Raw genomic sequence first — 16,857 nt, 5'->3', positions numbered from 1 at the left:
CATTATCTGCCTACTTCCTGCTTCGTGTTTTTATGTAATCCAAGTCGCTTAACGGCTTCTCTCAAAGGAATATCGCCAATCTGAGTAAATTTAAGCCAATATGACCATATAGTATCATACTGGCTGTCTGTTATCAACCCTTAGCGAAATGTGATCGAGTAAATTGGGTACGACTCTAACCGTCTAACACACTGGGGTCAATTAGAGTAATATCAAACGGGTCTTGAGATCCACTTTGTTTGTCTTCGGACTTAAGTCTTTTATCTTCGGGCTTGAGTCGGTAGTATTTCGCACTCACGCCTGAACTACCGCTAAACATAACTTGATCGGTATCTTTAAGTTCGTAAGCACTAATTTTACGACCATTAATCAAGATACCATTGGTGCTAGGTTGACCTTGGAGATTACCATCCATAATTTTGTAACGGTAAGACCCGTCATCAAGTGCTATCCGTCGTAACGTAGCATGTTGGCTCGAGACAAACATGGAGAACAAGCGGATATCGCAATTCGGAGATCGACCAAGGGAATAGACTTCCGCTTCTAAGGGAACGATTCGGCGTCCTTTATCATCTTCCACCAGCAATAGATGGCTTTCTTGAGCATCTGAAGCCTCGGAAAGCTGATGGGAGTCCTTGGGTGTGTGGTTAGCCGGTTTATGGAATTGAGACGTTTCAGTTTGAGACATTTGTTTTATCCTTGGGTTGACCGAAGGCGGTAACAACGACAAGCGAATAACCCAAAGTGGTTTAATCTAGTTTAACCATTGGGCGATCGCAACGCTTCGCGACAAGGGAGATCAGGGAGATAAGGGGGACAACAGTTATTTTAGCAGGTTAAGATTTGCAGCTACTCTGCATTAGGCGTCCTTGGAGAAGGCTCTAGAGAGTAGAAGACATCAGATTCTGTTTCTTTCATGCTACATCGAAAACTACAGGACTGGCGACGCCTAAAAATTCAACCATTGTGACAGGGTTCCTGGAACGGGTAGGAGAATACTCACCAAAACAGTCAACGCCAGCAATCCGGCAAAGTCGCGCCCATTATCCAATTCGGAAACATCGTTCAATGCGGGTTCATCGACGACGGGCAGCAAGATTAAAATAATCGCCCACAAGAGTAAATCGGGTTGTAAGAATGCCAAAACCAACATCAATAAGCGACTCAGTTGACCAATGGCGGCACCGGTTCTCTGTCCAAACATGGCATGGATAATATGACCGCCATCCAGTTGACCGACAGGCATTAAATTAAACGCGGTGACGATTAAGCCGATATACCCCGCCACAGCGACGGGATGCAAGTTAATCGCCATATCTGGCATGAATTGACTACCTAATGCCCATTTGCTGAGGACTGACAGCAATAGGGAAAAACGCGGATCTAAGGATTGGATATTCACCAATCCCGATTCCTCCGTCAACGGCACTGGACTAGAATGGGCTAACCCCCAGAACAGCAGGGGAAGGGCAACCAGTAACCCCGCCACCGGACCAGCAATCCCGACATCAAATAAAGCTTTGCGATTGGGGACAGGCGATCGCATCTGGATAAATGCGCCAAATGTGCCTAAGAAAAAGGGTACAGGGATAAAGTAGGGCAGAGTCGTCCGTATTTTATAATACAGGGCGACGAGGTAATGACCCAATTCGTGAATCCCTAAAATTGCCATCAGGGCTAAGGCATAGGGCAATCCTCTGAGTAACGCCTCTGGGTTCGATTGCACTTGTTCGGCAGAAAGTCCAGCAATCTGAGTCGCGCCCACCACGGTTGTGGTAAACAAGGTAATCACCACTAGCGCTAATGCTAAACCTGGTCGAGTTAACTCATCCTGCAACCGTCTCCCTCTAGGCTGGGTATAGGGATTGGGAACCAAGGCAAAGAAGGGTTTCCCACTGAAGCTTTCCTGAAAAATCACAAAAAAGCGATCGCCAAATTCGGCTTCAACATTTTTCCGTACTGTTTTGTAAGCCGCATCCGGATTGGTACGGAGTTTACCCCGACATAAAACGGCTTGGGGACGATATTCCAGATTTTGGAGATAGTAGACCCCCCAAGGAAAACAATTTCGCAGTTCCGTTTCTTCCTGCTTGGTGATTGGACGCAGCCCTAACTTTTCAGCCGTCTGGGACACCGTTGATCCAGTCGCTGAGTTTTGAGAGGGTGTCGGCATCCGGTTCATCCTGGTAACCGAGTACCTGCCAATAAAGTAGGCAATGAAAACAAGTAAAATTAGGAGTAACCAGAGTTCCATGATGTACAGATATACCCATTCGTAATAAAAGCAAAATCTTGACCCCGATGAGTCCGATTAGTCCAAGTGGCTAATGATTACAGACCAACCCGTATAGTGCAACCTGATTTGTATCCAACGGCTCATCGTGTTTTTCGTTCCTGATCGTCGTCCAATCTACAACCTACTGTGTTCAAATCCCCACGCCTAATCCTTGATTCTATTTTCGCATTTCCACCCAATCGTGACACCTTAGGAGGTACAGCTTATTTCATTGTAGAGAATGGGGCTGGGGTATTGATTGATTGTCCGGCTTGGCATGAGGGAACTCAGCAATTTTTGCAGGATCACGGCGGTGTCTGGTGTCTGTTCATTACCCATCGCGGCGGTATTGGCAAAGCCCAGGAGATTCAGGACACCTTTGGCTGTAAGCTGGTGATTCAAGAACAAGAAGCCTATCTGCTACCCAGCGCCAACGTTACCTCCTTTCACCGAGAATTGGCGATTTCTGAGCGCTGTACGGCTATCTGGACACCGGGTCATTCTCCGGGTTCAGCCTGCCTTTACTATAACCAGGAAGGGGGTGTGCTGTTTTCTGGACGCCATTTGCTACCCAACCCAGAGGGAGAACCTGTACCGTTACGAGTCTCAAAAACATTTCACTGGCAACGCCAACTTCGCAGCCTCCAGGCTATCCTAGATCGCTTTACCCCAGACACCTTGAGTTATATCTGTCCTGGGGCAAACACCGGGGCGCTGCGGGGAAAAGGCGCGATCGATCAGGCTTATCAACGGCTGTCTCAAATTGACCGAGTTTGATGGTGTCGGGGCGGGTTTCACTATTATCGTTTCTTCCTTCACCCCGATGTCACTAAACCCGCCCCGACTAAATTTTGACGATTCCGATCAGTTCTAATTTAACTTTTGCGTCCCCTGAATCCTGAGACGGGCGGGTTTAGTTCAGTTATCGGTTGGTGCCAAAACGTTATAGGTAAAACCCGCCCCTACAACCTGACAGGTGTAGGTTTTTTATTTTAGGGTGGGGACAAGACAAGGAGGACAAGGAAGGAAAGAAGACAAGGGGGAAAAACCGTACAGAATTAGGTTCGGTCAAACTAACTTCTAAAAGCTGAAACGCTCTATTTTTCGTTAAAACTCTATCTCCCCCATCTCCCTCATCTCCCTCATCTCCCTCATCTCCCCCATCTCTGACTTATGCGGCTTTAGCGGTTAAGACAGAATCCCCCGTCAATAACTCCACGGCGGCTTGATATTGGCGATCTGAGGCTGTACCCGCACGAGTCACAGGAATCGGATCAAGAGACACCTCCCAATCCGGCGTAATCCCTAACTTGTTGATATCTCGATGATTGGGCGTCTCGTATTTGGCAACGGTTACGGCTAAACCTGATCCATCGGATAAGTCAAATAAGGACTGAATTAACCCTTTCCCAAAGGTTCGTTCCCCGACAAGTTCCGCTCTACCATTGTCTTGAAGTGCGCCCGCTAAAATTTCACTGGCGCTGGCACTTCCCTGGTTGACTAATACGACTAACGGTGCTTCTGTAACTGCCTGTCCAAAAGCATCAAAACTGCCCATCATGCCATTGCGATTAACGGTATAGACAATAGTGCCACGATCCAGCCAGAGACGCGCAATTTCTAAACCCGCCTGCAATAAACCGCCGGGATTATTCCGCAGATCGAGAATGTAAGCATTTGCCCCCTCTTGTTCGAGTTGGTTAATCGCAGCTTCGACTTCCATGGGCGCATTAGCGCTAAATTGGGTGAGGCGAATGTAGCCAATGGGGATGTTGTTGGATTCAGAATCGAGTGCGGCATAAACTGGATTGAGGGCAATGCGATCGCGCACCAGTTCAATCACCCTAGGTTGCTCGTCTTTGCTCTGTACCGAGAGGGTGACGCTTGTGCCAACCGGTCCACGCATCCGGGCGGCGGCTTCGTCGAGGGTTAAGGCGGCTGTGGTTTCGCCATCAATTGCCACAATGCGATCGCGCGGTTGAATTCCAGCTTCCTCAGCGGGAGATCCAGCGATGGGCGCGACAACAGCTAATTGCCCGGTTTCATCATCCAGGGCAATTTGTAACCCGACACCAGACAGTTCACCGGATGTATTCACCTTAAGACTGCGATATTGACTCGGTTTCAGCAGTCGCGTGTAGGGATCATCCAGACTTGCCAACATCTTCTCAATTGCCTTATATGTGGCATCACGGTTCTCTAAATCCTTCTTCAGAGTTTTCTGGCGCACCAGCCACCAGTTTTGCTGGTTAAAGGAATCATCCACATACGCTTGCGAGACAATCCGCCACGCTTCGGAAAATAGTTGTTGTTCTTGAGTCGATGCTGAAGCTGAGGGAGTCCACCCCACCCATAGCAGGACAATTTGGCAAAGGATTATCAGTCCAACCCAGAATGATCGTTTTGGCATAACTCAACAAAAATTAACGCTAGGCTTTGATGCTCTCATTTATCTAGTTTGGCAAAGTCTCAGAAAATAAGTGTGCCAGGGGTACAGTTTTCTGAGGGAGAAGGGAATCTGGGGGAGCTGGGGGAGCAATGTAGAGACGTAGCATGCTACGTCTGGGAGCTAGGGGAGGTGTAGGGGCGGGTTTTACCGTTAACGTTTGGTTTTCACCCTGATATCCCTAAACCCGCCCCGACAGAGTGCAAGTAGTTTTCAACAAATGACAAAGGACGAAGGACGAATGACGAATGACGAATGACGAATGACGAATGACAAAGGACTACTCTTGTCAAGTTATGTTACATTTCTCATAGAGCAATTTCAAATCGGGTCAGTGTTCCCGATACAAAGATTCCGCCCCAGCGGTATTCAACACGCTAGTCCCAGAGCTATCTCATTTCCTGATAGACTTAACCCTATCCAGGATTAGCTCACACGCTTTCCAGCAATATCCTTCTAAAAATTCTGGCTTCATGTTTTCTAAGCAGGTAACTGAATCAAAAGCTTTTAACTGGTTTCAGGAGCGTCTAGAAATTCAGGCATTAGCTGAAGACGTAACATCAAAGTACGTTCCTCCCCACGTTAATATCTTCTACTGTCTCGGTGGAATTACTCTGGTTTGCTTTATTATCCAGTTCGCCACTGGATTTGCCATGACCTTCTACTACAGACCAACGGTCACAGAGGCATTTTCGTCTGTACAGTACATCATGACGGATGTCAACTTCGGTTGGCTGATCCGTTCCGTCCATCGCTGGTCTGCCAGTATGATGGTGCTAATGATGATTTTGCACACCTTCCGGGTTTATCTGACAGGCGGATTCAAAAAGCCACGGGAATTGACCTGGATAACAGGCGTAATTTTGGCAGTCATTACCGTTTCCTTTGGCGTGACAGGATACTCTCTACCTTGGGATCAAGTGGGCTACTGGGCGGTCAAAATCGTCTCCGGTGTTCCTGACGCGATTCCTGTAGTTGGTTCCTTAATCGTTGAACTCATTCGTGGCGGTCAAAGTGTGGGTCAAGCTACCTTGACTCGCTTCTACAGCCTGCACACCTTTGTTCTTCCTTGGCTCATTGCCGTCTTCATGCTGCTGCACTTTATCATGATTCGCAAGCAGGGTATCTCTGGTCCCCTCTAAACGGCGATTCCTGACAAAGACGTGCTACTCTTTGTTGATTAAGGACATTTAAAATCATGTCAATTCTGAAAAAGCCGGATCTCAGCGATCCCAAATTACGCGAAAAATTGGCTCAAGGCATGGGTCACAACTACTACGGTGAACCTGCTTGGCCCAATGACCTGCTTTACACCTTCCCAATCGTGATTATGGGGACAATCGCGCTATGCGTTGCTCTAGCTGTCCTCGATCCAGCTATGGTTGGCGAACCCTCTGATCCGTTTGCTACTCCCCTAGAAATCCTACCGGAATGGTATCTCTATCCTTCATTCCAAATTCTGCGTGTTGTTCCCAATAAACTCTTGGGGATTGCGTTAACGGGAGCGATTCCACTTGGTCTAATCCTGGTTCCCTTTATCGAAAACGTCAACAAGTTCCAAAACCCCTTCCGCCGCCCAGTGGCAACCACTGTCTTTATGATTGGTACCCTGGTTACGCTGTGGATGGGTATTGGTGCAACATTCCCGATTGACAAATCGTTTACTTTGGGTCTGTTCTAAACGTTCAAATTCTTTGAACTTAACACCTGTCGCTGTCTTAGTTATGTCTCTATCTAAGGCAATGGCAGGTGTTATATCATCAGGGAACAGGGAACAGGGAACAGGAAACAGGAAACAGGGAACGGGGAACAGGGAACAGGGAACAGGGAACAGGGAACAGCCAAATATAGCACTACGCACTCTAGTGCAAGAAGGCAGAAATAACTGAACAGCTAATATCTCCCCCAGCTCCCTCAGCTTCCCCTGCTCCCCCAGCTTCATCGTATTTACGAAGCTGCTCAAGTATTTCCGCAGCGCTGTACTAGTTAGGACATAAAAGAAAAATTCAAATCGCTTTGACCCTGAGCGAAGTCGAAGGGTCAATCCCTTGTAAGGTAAGCGTTTTTCTTCACTATTGCAAGAAAGCCTATTGCCCATTGTCTGGCGCGTAGCGCTATAGAACTTATTCGAGTAGTATTGGGGTTAGGAAGAATTTAAACATACAGCATTAGTAGGTCGGGGGAAAAGAAAAAATTGAGGAGTCTGAATAATACCCCAACTCATCATTTATTTGTTTTTCTAGAGATTTTTGCCATTGAAGGCGGTATTCAATCCTACGTTAAAAATATATTACAAGCTTATCTATCAATTCAGGCTCAAACTGAAGCCGAGATCGGGGCTGAGGTATTTTTACTCCGGGATAGCCCAGATTGCGACAATCCGTTTGATGTTCCCTGTCTACAATTCCATTACCTAAAAACTAAACCCCCAATGCTAGGACGTCTCAGGCTAGCCGCAGCGCTGGGGCTTTGTTTGTGGCAAAAACGCCCCAAGCATGTCTTTTGTGGTCATATTAACTTAGCCCCTCTGATTCAGTTTCTTTGTCAGCCATTGGGTATTCCTTACACCGTTTTGACTTATGGTAAGGAAGTTTGGCAACCATTACCTGATTCCCAACGTCGGGCGTTAGCTGGTGCGGCTCAAATCTGGACTATTAGTCGCTACAGTCGCGATCGCGCTTGTGCGGCGAATGACTTAAATCCCGACCAGATAAAGATTTTACCCTGTATGGTGGATGGTGATGCCTTTACTCCGGGTGACAAGTCTCCAGCGTTAATTCAGCGATATGATTTGGCAGGGGCTAAAGTATTAATGACTGTAGCACGTCTGTGGTCAGGGGATATTTATAAGGGAGTGGATGTGACGATTCGCGCCCTCCCTAAAATCGCGGCGGTTTTCCCAGAGGTAAACTATTTAGTCATTGGGCGCGGTGATGACCAGCCTAGATTAGCGCAATTGACTCAAGAACTTGGTGTTCGCGATCACGTGGTTTTTGCTGGGTTTGTTCCCACCAGTGACTTAGTTGAACATTACCGCGTAGCGGATGCTTATATCATGCCCTCTCAAGAAGGCTTTGGTATTGTCTATCTAGAAGCCATGGCTTGCGGTAAACCTGTATTAGCTGGGGACGCCGATGGATCGGCTGATCCCTTACAGGATGGACGTTTAGGCTGGCGAGTACCGCACCGTGATCCGGACGCTGTAGCAGCAGCCTGTATTGAAATCCTTAAAGGCGAGGATCAGCGCTGTGATGGGGAGTGGTTGCGAGAACAATGTCTGGCTAAATTTAGCCGAGATGCTTTTCAGGAACAGTTTAAACAACTTTTGTACAACTTATAGCGCTTTTCAAGTAAGTAAGGTACACAGACAGATCCCCGACTTCTCCAAGAAGTCGGGGATCTTGCTTCGATGTGTCTACTGCTCTACTTACTGTCTCTACCTGCTTAAAACTGCTCTAATTCTTCCTTAAATAAAACATCGAGGAAAATTGCAGAACCTGTAAGGTAGGCAATCAAAATCAAGAATGTTAACATAACCATCACCTCCACTATTTCATACGTCCACTTGGCTAGAGGTTATGCATATTAGTTTCAATTCTTTACAATCTTGGTCAGTACCTGGTTGAGCGATCGCCTGTCTGTGTGCCAATCGCCACCACCCTGCGCTGAACCTAGGAATGTTTCGCACCTGAACCCGAATACCCCTAGTCGCGGACTACCGCTCTGTTTACATTTTTTCACTTTTGCGATCGCATAGGCAATAGAAATACCCGAAATAAACTTTTAATTTTACCGTAAATCGGCGAAAATAGGAAATTCAAATTCATTACTTATAATTCATAACCATCCCTCATCGCCTTTTGATAAGCTTGAACCTGCCAATCAATTCCCGTAATCGCCGTTCCCACCACCACAGCATCAGCGCCTAACTGGAGGGCTTGTTGTGCCATCTGGGGCGAGGCAATCCCCCCTTCACAGATAGTTGGTACGTCTAACTGTTCGACGATTTGGGACAAGAGGTCAAATCCTGGGGGTTGAAGATGTTGGGTTGAGGCGGTGTAACCATAAAGGGTAGTTCCCACAAAATCTGCCTCGGCTTTCGCGGCGGCGGTTGCGCTTTCAATCGTATCGATATCCGCCATAACTGGCTTACCCAATTCCGCGTGAATTCGGGGAATTAAGTCAGAGAGGGTTTCCCCGCCAGGGCGTTGTCGTAACGTAGCATCAATAGCAATAATATCAGCCCCGGCTGACGCGATCGCCTGGGCATGATTAAATTGAGGGGTAATGTAAACTTCAGATCCAGGTATTTGCTGTTTCCACAACCCAATAATCGGCGTTGTCGGACATTGCTTCCGCACCGCTTGAATATGGGCAGGGGTCTCAATTCGTACCCCAACCGCACCCTGATTCACAGAGGCTTGCGCCATCGCTGCAATTACTAATGGATCATGGAGTGGCGAGTCAACAGGGGCTTGACAAGAGACGATCAAACCGTGATGTAAGGTTGAAATTAAGTTCTGAGAATTGGCTGTCATATTAATCCGGGTTAATTGCCGACTTAAGGTTGGAAGTCTTACTTAATAAGAGATCCCCCCTAGCCCCCCTTCAAAAGGGGGGAACCAGAAATTACAACAGTTTTCAAGTTAGCAGACTACAGACGATCATTGCGCTGAAAAGCAAACCGATACAATTTTGCTTTCCATAAACATGAAAAGCGCTGTAATCAAAGTCCCCCTTTTGAAGGGGGATTTAGGGGGATCTAAACTTTGAGCGTTAGTGATACAAAGTCTTAAGTTGACACGCGATATCTCGCTTTCATCTTATTTTTTAATTAGAGTAGCCGACTTTTGTTTGCGTCGTAACTGGGTAACGACACCAAAAGCACCAATCGCCAATAATCCTACAATAGAAGTCGATTCGGGAACAGAAGTTTCATCTGTCAGATCACAATCGGTTCTGTTACTCCATTCTGAATGCGGAGTAGCCTACCTGTTGCTCCATAACACAGGTCAACATTAGGGCGACTCGGCGAGGGAATACAAGAACCTGAACCCCCTTTGCCGGCTTCTGTCGCATAGAGAGCGCCATCAGAGCCAATCGTTAAACCTCTAGGACTATTCAAACCACTCGCTAATACGTCAACGTTAAAGCTAGCTGCTTGTGCTGCTTCTGAGACACCAAACGCCATTAATGCAGTTCCCGCCGCCGCGATCGTCAATTTCTTGAACATGATTAATTGTTGAATTTGAACGGTATCATGTTACCGCTGATTCTTAACTGTTCTGGCGATAGGCTGGAAAGGTTTATAAAGCTTTACTTTTTTAGAGATAAAATAGAGTAATTGAGTCAAAATTAACAGCTTGTAAAAATATTTATGCCTATAGGTGGATGGCGTTGACAACTCAAGTATTCCTAGAAACCGGGTTTCTTTGGGTGAAAGTTGATATCGTTGTCATCCTCACGAGAAACCCGGTTTCTTGACCGAGGTCTGACGTGACACACCTAATAGTATGAATTAACCTTACGCCGCGAAACTGTAGGGGCGCAAAGGCTTGCGCCCGATTTAATGGTAAAATCTCTACCACCATGTTAGCTGTGCCACGCCAGTAGATGGACATAAACTTGAAGGTGGAGAAAGCCCTATTTGGTAGAGTTAATCCCATCCTACACCACGCGATTATTTCTAATGCATTCTCGATACCAATCAAAGCTGGCTTTAGGAATCCGGTTCTGAGTCGGATAATCGATATAAATCAGTCCAAATCGGCGGTCATAACCATAAGACCATTCAAAATTATCCATCAAACTCCAGAGAAAATATCCGTTGAGGGGATACCCTTCAGAAATAGCGCGATGAGCAGAACGCAAGTGCTGGCGCAGGTAAAAAATGCGGTCAATATCGATAACTTCCCCCTGACTATTTAATTCATCCGCAACAGCACAACCGTTTTCAGTAATCACAATGGGTAAATCAGGACGCCCCACTGTTTCACTAATATGGCGAATACCCCAATAAATACAATCTGGCAAAATATGCAACCATGGCATATTCAGTTTCGGATAATGTTCGGGGAAATCGATAACTTCGTATCCCAATTCATTATCAGCAGCGCGAACATAATCACCGAAGTAAACATTAAATCCCAGAACATCCAAGGGTTGATGAATGGTTTCTAAGTCTTCATCCTGAATATCGGGCGCATTCTTTCCTAACTTTTCCAACAACGCCGGACTATACTTTCCAGTTAATGCGGGAAAAATAATCCCGCCATTTTGTCCACAGGTATGAAATGCTTTTTTTGCCGCCTCGATATGATCAGGAGATTCATTAATCGGTACGGTTACCGCAAAATTATCGACTAAACTAACCGAACAGGGAACAGGTGATGCGGCGCGAATGGCTTGACATCCTAAACCATGGGCTAAAAGGGCATGATGAGAGGTTTGCCACACTTGTTTGAGTGAACTCACCCGCGTTCCTGGTGCATGAGGCGGATCAGAATTAACCCCATAACCCCAGTGGGTAAAGCAGGGGATTTCATTCAGCGTCATCCAATGGGTAATGCGATCGCCTAATCGACTGACCACGGTGGTAACATAGTCAGCATAATCGGTTGCCATTTGCCGATTTTGCCAGGAACCGTAAGCCTCTTCTAACGCTTGGGGAGAGTCCCAGTGAAACAACGTCGCGTGGGGCGTAATTCCCTTATCCAGCAAGCAATCCACCAAACGCTTATAAAAATCAATTCCTTGTTCATTCACCGTACCACGACCATCGGGAATAATTCGTGACCAGGCGATACTAAACCGATAGTGTTGAATACCCAGTTGTGCCATTAAGTCTACATCCTGTTCGTAGCGATGATAATGATCACAAGCCACATCACCCGTATCGCCATTCAGGGTACGTCCAGGGGTAGCGCTAAATGTATCCCAGACACTCGGTTTGCGCCCACCTTCGTTTACTGCACCTTCGATTTGATAGGAAGCCGTGGCGCTTCCCCACCAGAACGCCTCTGGAAATTGGTAACTGGTCATAATGAATTTAAAATGTTGACCCCATGCCTATGATTGCAGATAAACTGGCATCGCATGACGAGTAGGGTTTGGAAACCAAACCCCTACGACCAAACGGTTATAATTTGAGATATTTCCCAGGGAAAATTGACGCCACAATTGGTAATGGTATAAAGAGAGGGACAAAGGACTCATGGCATGGACGCCGGGACACCAATTGAAAAGTCGCCCCTTTGTGGTGGATGATGTCCTGGGAGAGGGCGGATTCGGAATCACCTACAAAGTCCATCATCAAGACCTCAAGCAATATTTTGTGATTAAAACGCCGAACGCCCGCCTGCAAAATGACCCCGATTATCCAAAATATCTGAACCGCTTTATTCAAGAAGGACAGCGAGTCGCTAAAATTTGTCATGACCCCCATCCTCATATTGTTCGGGTGACGGATTTGTTTGAAGAGGCGGGGATTCACTGTCTAGTGATGGATTATGTCCCTGGGGAGAGTTTATGGAAATACGTGCAGAATCAAGGCGCGTTGTCAGAAGCCCAAGCGGTGCGATATATTCGCCAGATTGGGGATGCGCTGCGTGTGGTTCATCAGGCGGGATTAGTGCATCGGGATGCGACGCCCCTGAATATTATGGTGCGGAATCCGGAAAAAGCGGTATTAATTGATTTTGGTATTGCTAAAGGATTAATCCCAACCACGAGTACAACCACGGATAAAGCAGGAAATCAGGGATTTGCCCCCTATGAACAGATTGGATTAGGGAGTCGAGAGGTTACGGTTGATGTGTATACCTTAGCGGCATCCTTATATTATGCGGTAACAGGTCAGCGTCCAGTTGGTTCCTTTGGGCGAAAGCTGTTTAATGCAGAATTAGTACCACCGCAACAGCATATTCCTGGGTTAAGTGATGCCACAAACCAGGCTATTTTATCAGGAATGGCGCTAGAACCGGAAGACCGCCCTCAATCCATGGAGGCTTGGTTGGAGTTGCTACCACTTCCATCTGCACCCAAGCCATCCAGAACTGTTCCAAGAAGGACTCCTCGACCAACACCGCAGATGCTTGCTTCTACAGTTCCAGAGACTCCGCTTCCGCCTCAACCGCCCATCTTTCCCAATCAGCCTAATTCAACCAATTCTCGGAAACAACCCCTGATTTTAACCCGACGACGTTTGCTTCAGTTTGCGGGGTGGACAGGTGCGGGTTTAGGGATGACTGGGTTGATACAAGTCTTTAGTCGCAATTCATCTACTTCCCCTGAGAGTGTTTCGGTAAAGCCTGATTCTCCTAAAGGAGAACCTATTTCCACCACTAAGTTTCCTTTTGATGTGGTGAACGTTGATACAAAGGGAACGATAGTTGAAGAAAAAACTGGAGAGGCTGAGTTTTTTAGGGAAAGCTTGGGTAATGATGTAACTCTGGATATGGTAGCGATTCCAGAGGGTACATTCCAGATGGGTTCGCCAGAGACTGAGGAAGGACATGAGGACGATGAAAGTCCCCAGCATCTGGTTACGGTTCAACCTTTCTTTCTAGGTAAATACCCCATTACCCAGGCACAATGGCAAGCGGTGGCTAATTTGCCTCAAGTCAATCAAGCACTTGATCCTGACCCTTCTAAATTTAAAGGCGCAGATCGCCCGGTTGAACGAGTATCGTGGTATGATTGTGTAGAGTTTTGTGAGCGTCTTTCCCAGTACACGGGACGAGACTACCGACTTCCCAGTGAGGCGGAATGGGAATATGCCTGTCGTGCTGGAACAACAACACCGTTTTATTTTGGTGAGACGATTACCACCGATTTAGCCAACTATGACGGGAATTATACATACGGTGCAGGTGCGAAGGGGAAGTATCGTGAGGAAACCACTCCGGTGGGCAGTTTCCAGGTAGCGAATGCCTTTGGCTTGTACGATATGCATGGAAATGTGTGGGAATGGTGTTTTGACCAATGGCATGATAATTATGAAGGTGCGCCGTCAGATGGTCAAGCTTGGATAATTGATGATAATGATAATCATTCTCGGCTGTTGCGCGGTGGTTCGTGGAGCCTCGGTCCCAGGCTCTGTCGTTGTGCCGGTCGCTACAGGTATACCCCAGACCTCAGGAACCTCAGCAGCGGGTTTCGGGTTGTCTGTGGTGCGGCGTGGACTCTTTAGCCCTTGACACTTTTGCCCTTTTACCCTTTACCCTATTTTCTTTTCCCTCTTCCCGCCGCAGGCGGGTCGATTTTTTTTATAGCCAACATTACTAAATAAAGCCAAGTATAGCTTTACCAAGGCAGGTTAGGACATTTTTACTGTTGCCTGTTGCCTGTTCCCTGTTGCCTTTTGGGATAAACTTATGTCCTAACGTGTTTGCGTAGTGCTATAACTTGAGAGGGCGCAAGTCCTTGCGCCCCTACACAAATGGGATATGATGTTACTCTTGAACGGTAGAAGTCACCGCATCCTCATCGAAAACCACCTCAAACTGTGCATCAGGCATCCACTTTGCCAGAAAGCGCTGGTGATTTTGGGCTTCTGTGCGACTGTAGAAACGAGCAACCGTGTAATGTTGAGCATTCGGCAAAAGCCTCACCAGTGTCCAAGGATAATGCTGTTGATTCCAAAAGCTGTGGTTAGACTTTGATGAGGGTTCGGCTGTGCGCCCACATCCCCGATACTCCAGGATAGAATGAATTATCGCTAAAAGTCGCTCTCGCTGTGGCGTTCCATCATTAGGTAACAGACTCCACTCATTGATTGGTGAGGGTAGCCAAGTCAACCGATAAGTCATCTCTTTGCTAATATGCCAAGACAAGCGGCGTGGTTGTTTGCGACAGTTGAACCCATCTGCACGAAAAGACGCAACAATCCTGTCGCCTTCAGTTTGCAGGCGAAGCCATTGAGTGTGTTTCATTGTTATGATTTGAGTTAGTGTTTTTTAGTCAAGGGCGATTAGGCATAAACGTAAATATGCGATCGCCCCTTATCTATGGAAGGCTTTCTCAGAACTGACGCACGAGGCGATTGAAATCGCAGCTACACATAAGGGCAGTATCGCCCCATGCTTACACATGAGGGCAACGTGCTTCGTGTGAGAAACTACACCATAGAGACACAGACAGGGAAACAGGAAGTATGGGGACTTCCCTTATGCGTTTCCCCGTCAATTTTTAGGTTGTCAACAGGAAAAGTTTTCCTATCGCTAGTTAAAATGGTAAATGATCAGGATTGGAATAGCAACCCTAACTTGCCAACTCTTAAGCAAGTCCGCGAACGTCTAGGAATGACTCAGGAGCAATTCGCTCAAGAACTGGGGATTACTGGTCGGACAATTAGAAACTACGAAAGAGGCGCACATCAACTCAAGCTTTCTCTAGGACAGTTTAAACGCCTGAAAGAACTTCTGGAGCAGGCGGGTATGTCAATCGATGACTTACCTGACGATATTGATTGAGGCGGTATCAGTTCATCGGATGTCTCAAGACTGGACAGTAAAAGGGATAGAGTAAGACGGATAGCAGGTGTGCGATCGCGTGTTTTGGAGTGGGGAGTGCGATATAAGGGTTTTAATCCATTTTTCAACCCAACAAGTGCAAGGTTTTTACGCCTAGACGCTCAAAATTCTTGGATTGCAAGCCTTCGCGATACGCCCTATCGGACACGCTTGGCGAACACAGAATCTTCCCTCGACAGAGGGTTAAAACCATTGCAAGAAAGCCTATTCCCTATTCCCTCTCCCCACCACAAGACTTATTCAACAGCCCCTATTTAGTTTTGTTATGAGTTAGATCGTGGTCTGGCAAAATATCTTCTACATTCCGCAGCGTTGGGAAAGCGTATCCACTAATGCCAATTAACACAATCCAAATCGCAGTGATCACGTACAATAAGGCAATTCCGCTACCTGTTTGGGTGCCAAAGATTGAACCAAAAATGGATGCCAAAACTCCTCCGGGTTGCATCGCTGGTTCAAAAACTCTGTCAGCTAGCGGTCCAGCTATTAAACTAGCGACTGTTCCAATGATCATCCCTATGGCATGATCGGCAGCAAAAACCCGCCCCTGAATATTAGGGGGTACTTTGGCATACCAAATCGCATTGCTGGAACTGAATAACAAAGGGGTGTTCACCGAGGAGAACAACTGAGAACCAATCCAAATTAATGGTTTTTCACCTAAACCCAAGACAATTTTGCCTAAGCCATGACCGATAAAACCGATTAGCATCCCGCGAACTCGACGCTGAAAACCACCCCAGATACTTAAAGCTAAACCTCCGATCACACCACCCACTCCAGCCGCCGTCACCACAGTACCTAAGATTTGGGCATTACCATCGGTACGGGCAAGAATCATCGGCTGATACAAGGTTTCTCCTAATTGATGGGCAAGCCAAAACAAGGAGAACGCGATGGTCATTGCTAATAAACTCGGTTTGGAAAAGATGTAGCGGAAACCCAAAGACAGTTTTTGTCCAATTGTCTCAGGTTCGGAGTTGCTTGTATCAGTTGGGGCAGGTTGGGGAATTTGAACCAACAGTAATGTGCCAATCGCCATCACAAATGTAGTGATATCAACGATAATAATTCCTAATAAACCAATTGCGGGATACAAACTGCCAGCTAAGGCAGGAGCGAGAATCGCTGAAGCTTGAATCACCAAAGAACTCATACTGCTAGCGCGAATGTAATGCTGCTTTGACACCATCAACGGGATTGAGGTGGAATAGGCAAGTTCCTGGATATTCCCGAAGCCACCATAGACGGCAGCTAAAGTGTAGAGATGCCAGATGAGTAAGTGGTTAGTTGAGTAGAGAAATGCGACAGTAATGGTACATAAAGCCACACAGGTATCACCCAAAATCATCAGGTATTTACGGTTAAAGTGGTCTACAAGAATTCCCGCAAACAGCGCCACAAAGATTTGGGGCAGTTGGAAAAAGAAGGAGAATAAAGCGATGGCTGTTGCCTTCTCAGTGAATTGCCAAACCCAAACAGTCAAGGCAAACTTAGTCATGGCACTGCCGATCGCGGATACAAGCTGACCGCTCCAAATTATCAGGAAAGTACGCACAGATGTTAATTTTAAGGAAAATACGAGTAATTAATTCAACTTAATC

General features: G+C 46.8%; 15 protein-coding genes. 6 read left to right on the top strand and 9 right to left on the bottom strand.

Annotated features, from left to right (window positions below; translation table 11 throughout):
- Positions 1 to 175: 175 nt before the first annotated feature.
- Together RIE73_RS24720 and RIE73_RS24715 are read right to left on the bottom strand one after the other, a co-directional pair.
- Positions 176 to 688: an FHA domain-containing protein gene (locus RIE73_RS24720; RefSeq protein ID WP_446403701.1), complete on the bottom strand. Its 513-nt coding sequence runs from the start codon at positions 686 to 688 to the stop codon at positions 176 to 178.
- A 261-nt stretch (positions 689 to 949) separates the two neighbouring features.
- Positions 950 to 2,173, bottom strand: a complete 1,224-nt coding sequence (locus RIE73_RS24715) for a site-2 protease family protein (RefSeq protein WP_446403700.1) — start codon at positions 2,171 to 2,173, stop codon at positions 950 to 952.
- Positions 2,174 to 2,422: 249 nt separating this feature from the next.
- Between RIE73_RS24715 and RIE73_RS24710 the strand changes: the two genes are divergently transcribed.
- A complete protein-coding gene (locus tag RIE73_RS24710; protein WP_446403699.1) occupies positions 2,423 to 3,052 on the top strand; it encodes an MBL fold metallo-hydrolase in 630 nt (209 codons plus the stop codon).
- A gap of 394 nt (positions 3,053 to 3,446) precedes the next feature.
- Here the strand turns inward: RIE73_RS24710 and ctpA are convergent, their stop codons facing one another.
- The gene (gene ctpA, locus RIE73_RS24705; RefSeq protein WP_446403698.1) at positions 3,447 to 4,685 is read right to left on the bottom strand and encodes a carboxyl-terminal processing protease CtpA; all 1,239 of its coding nucleotides are present in this window, start codon (positions 4,683 to 4,685) and stop codon (positions 3,447 to 3,449) included.
- A gap of 509 nt (positions 4,686 to 5,194) precedes the next feature.
- On the opposite strand from ctpA, the gene petB reads away from it, so the two are divergent.
- From petB to RIE73_RS24690, 3 genes are all read left to right on the top strand, one after another.
- A complete protein-coding gene (gene petB, locus RIE73_RS24700; RefSeq protein WP_446395865.1) occupies positions 5,195 to 5,863 on the top strand; it encodes a cytochrome b6 in 669 nt (222 codons plus the stop codon).
- A 56-nt stretch (positions 5,864 to 5,919) separates the two neighbouring features.
- Complete coding sequence (gene petD, locus RIE73_RS24695; protein ID WP_006105395.1) at positions 5,920 to 6,402, top strand: cytochrome b6-f complex subunit IV; 483 nt, start codon at positions 5,920 to 5,922, stop codon at positions 6,400 to 6,402.
- A gap of 513 nt (positions 6,403 to 6,915) precedes the next feature.
- On the top strand, positions 6,916 to 8,061 hold the full coding sequence (locus RIE73_RS24690; RefSeq protein WP_446403697.1) for a glycosyltransferase family 4 protein: 1,146 nt from the start codon (positions 6,916 to 6,918) through the stop codon (positions 8,059 to 8,061).
- A gap of 490 nt (positions 8,062 to 8,551) precedes the next feature.
- Here the strand turns inward: RIE73_RS24690 and RIE73_RS24685 are convergent, their stop codons facing one another.
- The 4 genes from RIE73_RS24685 to RIE73_RS24670 form a co-directional block, all read right to left on the bottom strand.
- The gene (locus RIE73_RS24685; protein WP_446403696.1) at positions 8,552 to 9,259 is read right to left on the bottom strand and encodes an N-acetylmannosamine-6-phosphate 2-epimerase; all 708 of its coding nucleotides are present in this window, start codon (positions 9,257 to 9,259) and stop codon (positions 8,552 to 8,554) included.
- A 285-nt stretch (positions 9,260 to 9,544) separates the two neighbouring features.
- On the bottom strand, positions 9,545 to 9,667 hold the full coding sequence (locus tag RIE73_RS24680; protein WP_446403702.1) for a PEP-CTERM sorting domain-containing protein: 123 nt from the start codon (positions 9,665 to 9,667) through the stop codon (positions 9,545 to 9,547).
- On the bottom strand, positions 9,664 to 9,954 hold the full coding sequence (locus RIE73_RS24675; RefSeq protein ID WP_446403695.1) for a hypothetical protein: 291 nt from the start codon (positions 9,952 to 9,954) through the stop codon (positions 9,664 to 9,666). Before RIE73_RS24675 ends, RIE73_RS24680 begins: the two co-directional genes overlap by 4 nt.
- A gap of 434 nt (positions 9,955 to 10,388) precedes the next feature.
- On the bottom strand, positions 10,389 to 11,762 hold the full coding sequence (locus RIE73_RS24670; RefSeq protein WP_446403694.1) for a GH1 family beta-glucosidase: 1,374 nt from the start codon (positions 11,760 to 11,762) through the stop codon (positions 10,389 to 10,391).
- Positions 11,763 to 11,934: 172 nt separating this feature from the next.
- On the opposite strand from RIE73_RS24670, the gene RIE73_RS24665 reads away from it, so the two are divergent.
- The gene (locus RIE73_RS24665; RefSeq protein WP_446403693.1) at positions 11,935 to 13,911 is read left to right on the top strand and encodes an SUMF1/EgtB/PvdO family nonheme iron enzyme; all 1,977 of its coding nucleotides are present in this window, start codon (positions 11,935 to 11,937) and stop codon (positions 13,909 to 13,911) included.
- Between the two features lie 262 nt (positions 13,912 to 14,173).
- On the opposite strand, the gene RIE73_RS24660 is transcribed toward RIE73_RS24665, so the two are convergent.
- Positions 14,174 to 14,653 (bottom strand): hypothetical protein, encoded by a 480-nt coding sequence (locus RIE73_RS24660; protein ID WP_446403692.1) that lies wholly within the window; start codon positions 14,651 to 14,653, stop codon positions 14,174 to 14,176.
- Positions 14,654 to 14,950: 297 nt separating this feature from the next.
- Between RIE73_RS24660 and RIE73_RS24655 the strand changes: the two genes are divergently transcribed.
- Positions 14,951 to 15,193 (top strand): helix-turn-helix transcriptional regulator, encoded by a 243-nt coding sequence (locus RIE73_RS24655; protein WP_446395482.1) that lies wholly within the window; start codon positions 14,951 to 14,953, stop codon positions 15,191 to 15,193.
- Between the two features lie 310 nt (positions 15,194 to 15,503).
- On the opposite strand, the gene RIE73_RS24650 is transcribed toward RIE73_RS24655, so the two are convergent.
- Entirely contained in the window at positions 15,504 to 16,811 is a 1,308-nt protein-coding gene (locus RIE73_RS24650; protein ID WP_446403691.1) for an MFS transporter, read from the bottom strand.
- Positions 16,812 to 16,857: the final 46 nt, after the last annotated feature.

Origin of the sequence: Coleofasciculus sp. C1-SOL-03, from assembly GCF_040220555.1 — a bacterium.
In the GTDB taxonomy this organism is placed as follows: domain Bacteria; phylum Cyanobacteriota; class Cyanobacteriia; order Cyanobacteriales; family Coleofasciculaceae; genus Coleofasciculus.
The sequence above is the reverse complement of the archived record's forward strand: the minus strand, read 5'-3'. Positions and strand labels throughout refer to the sequence as shown.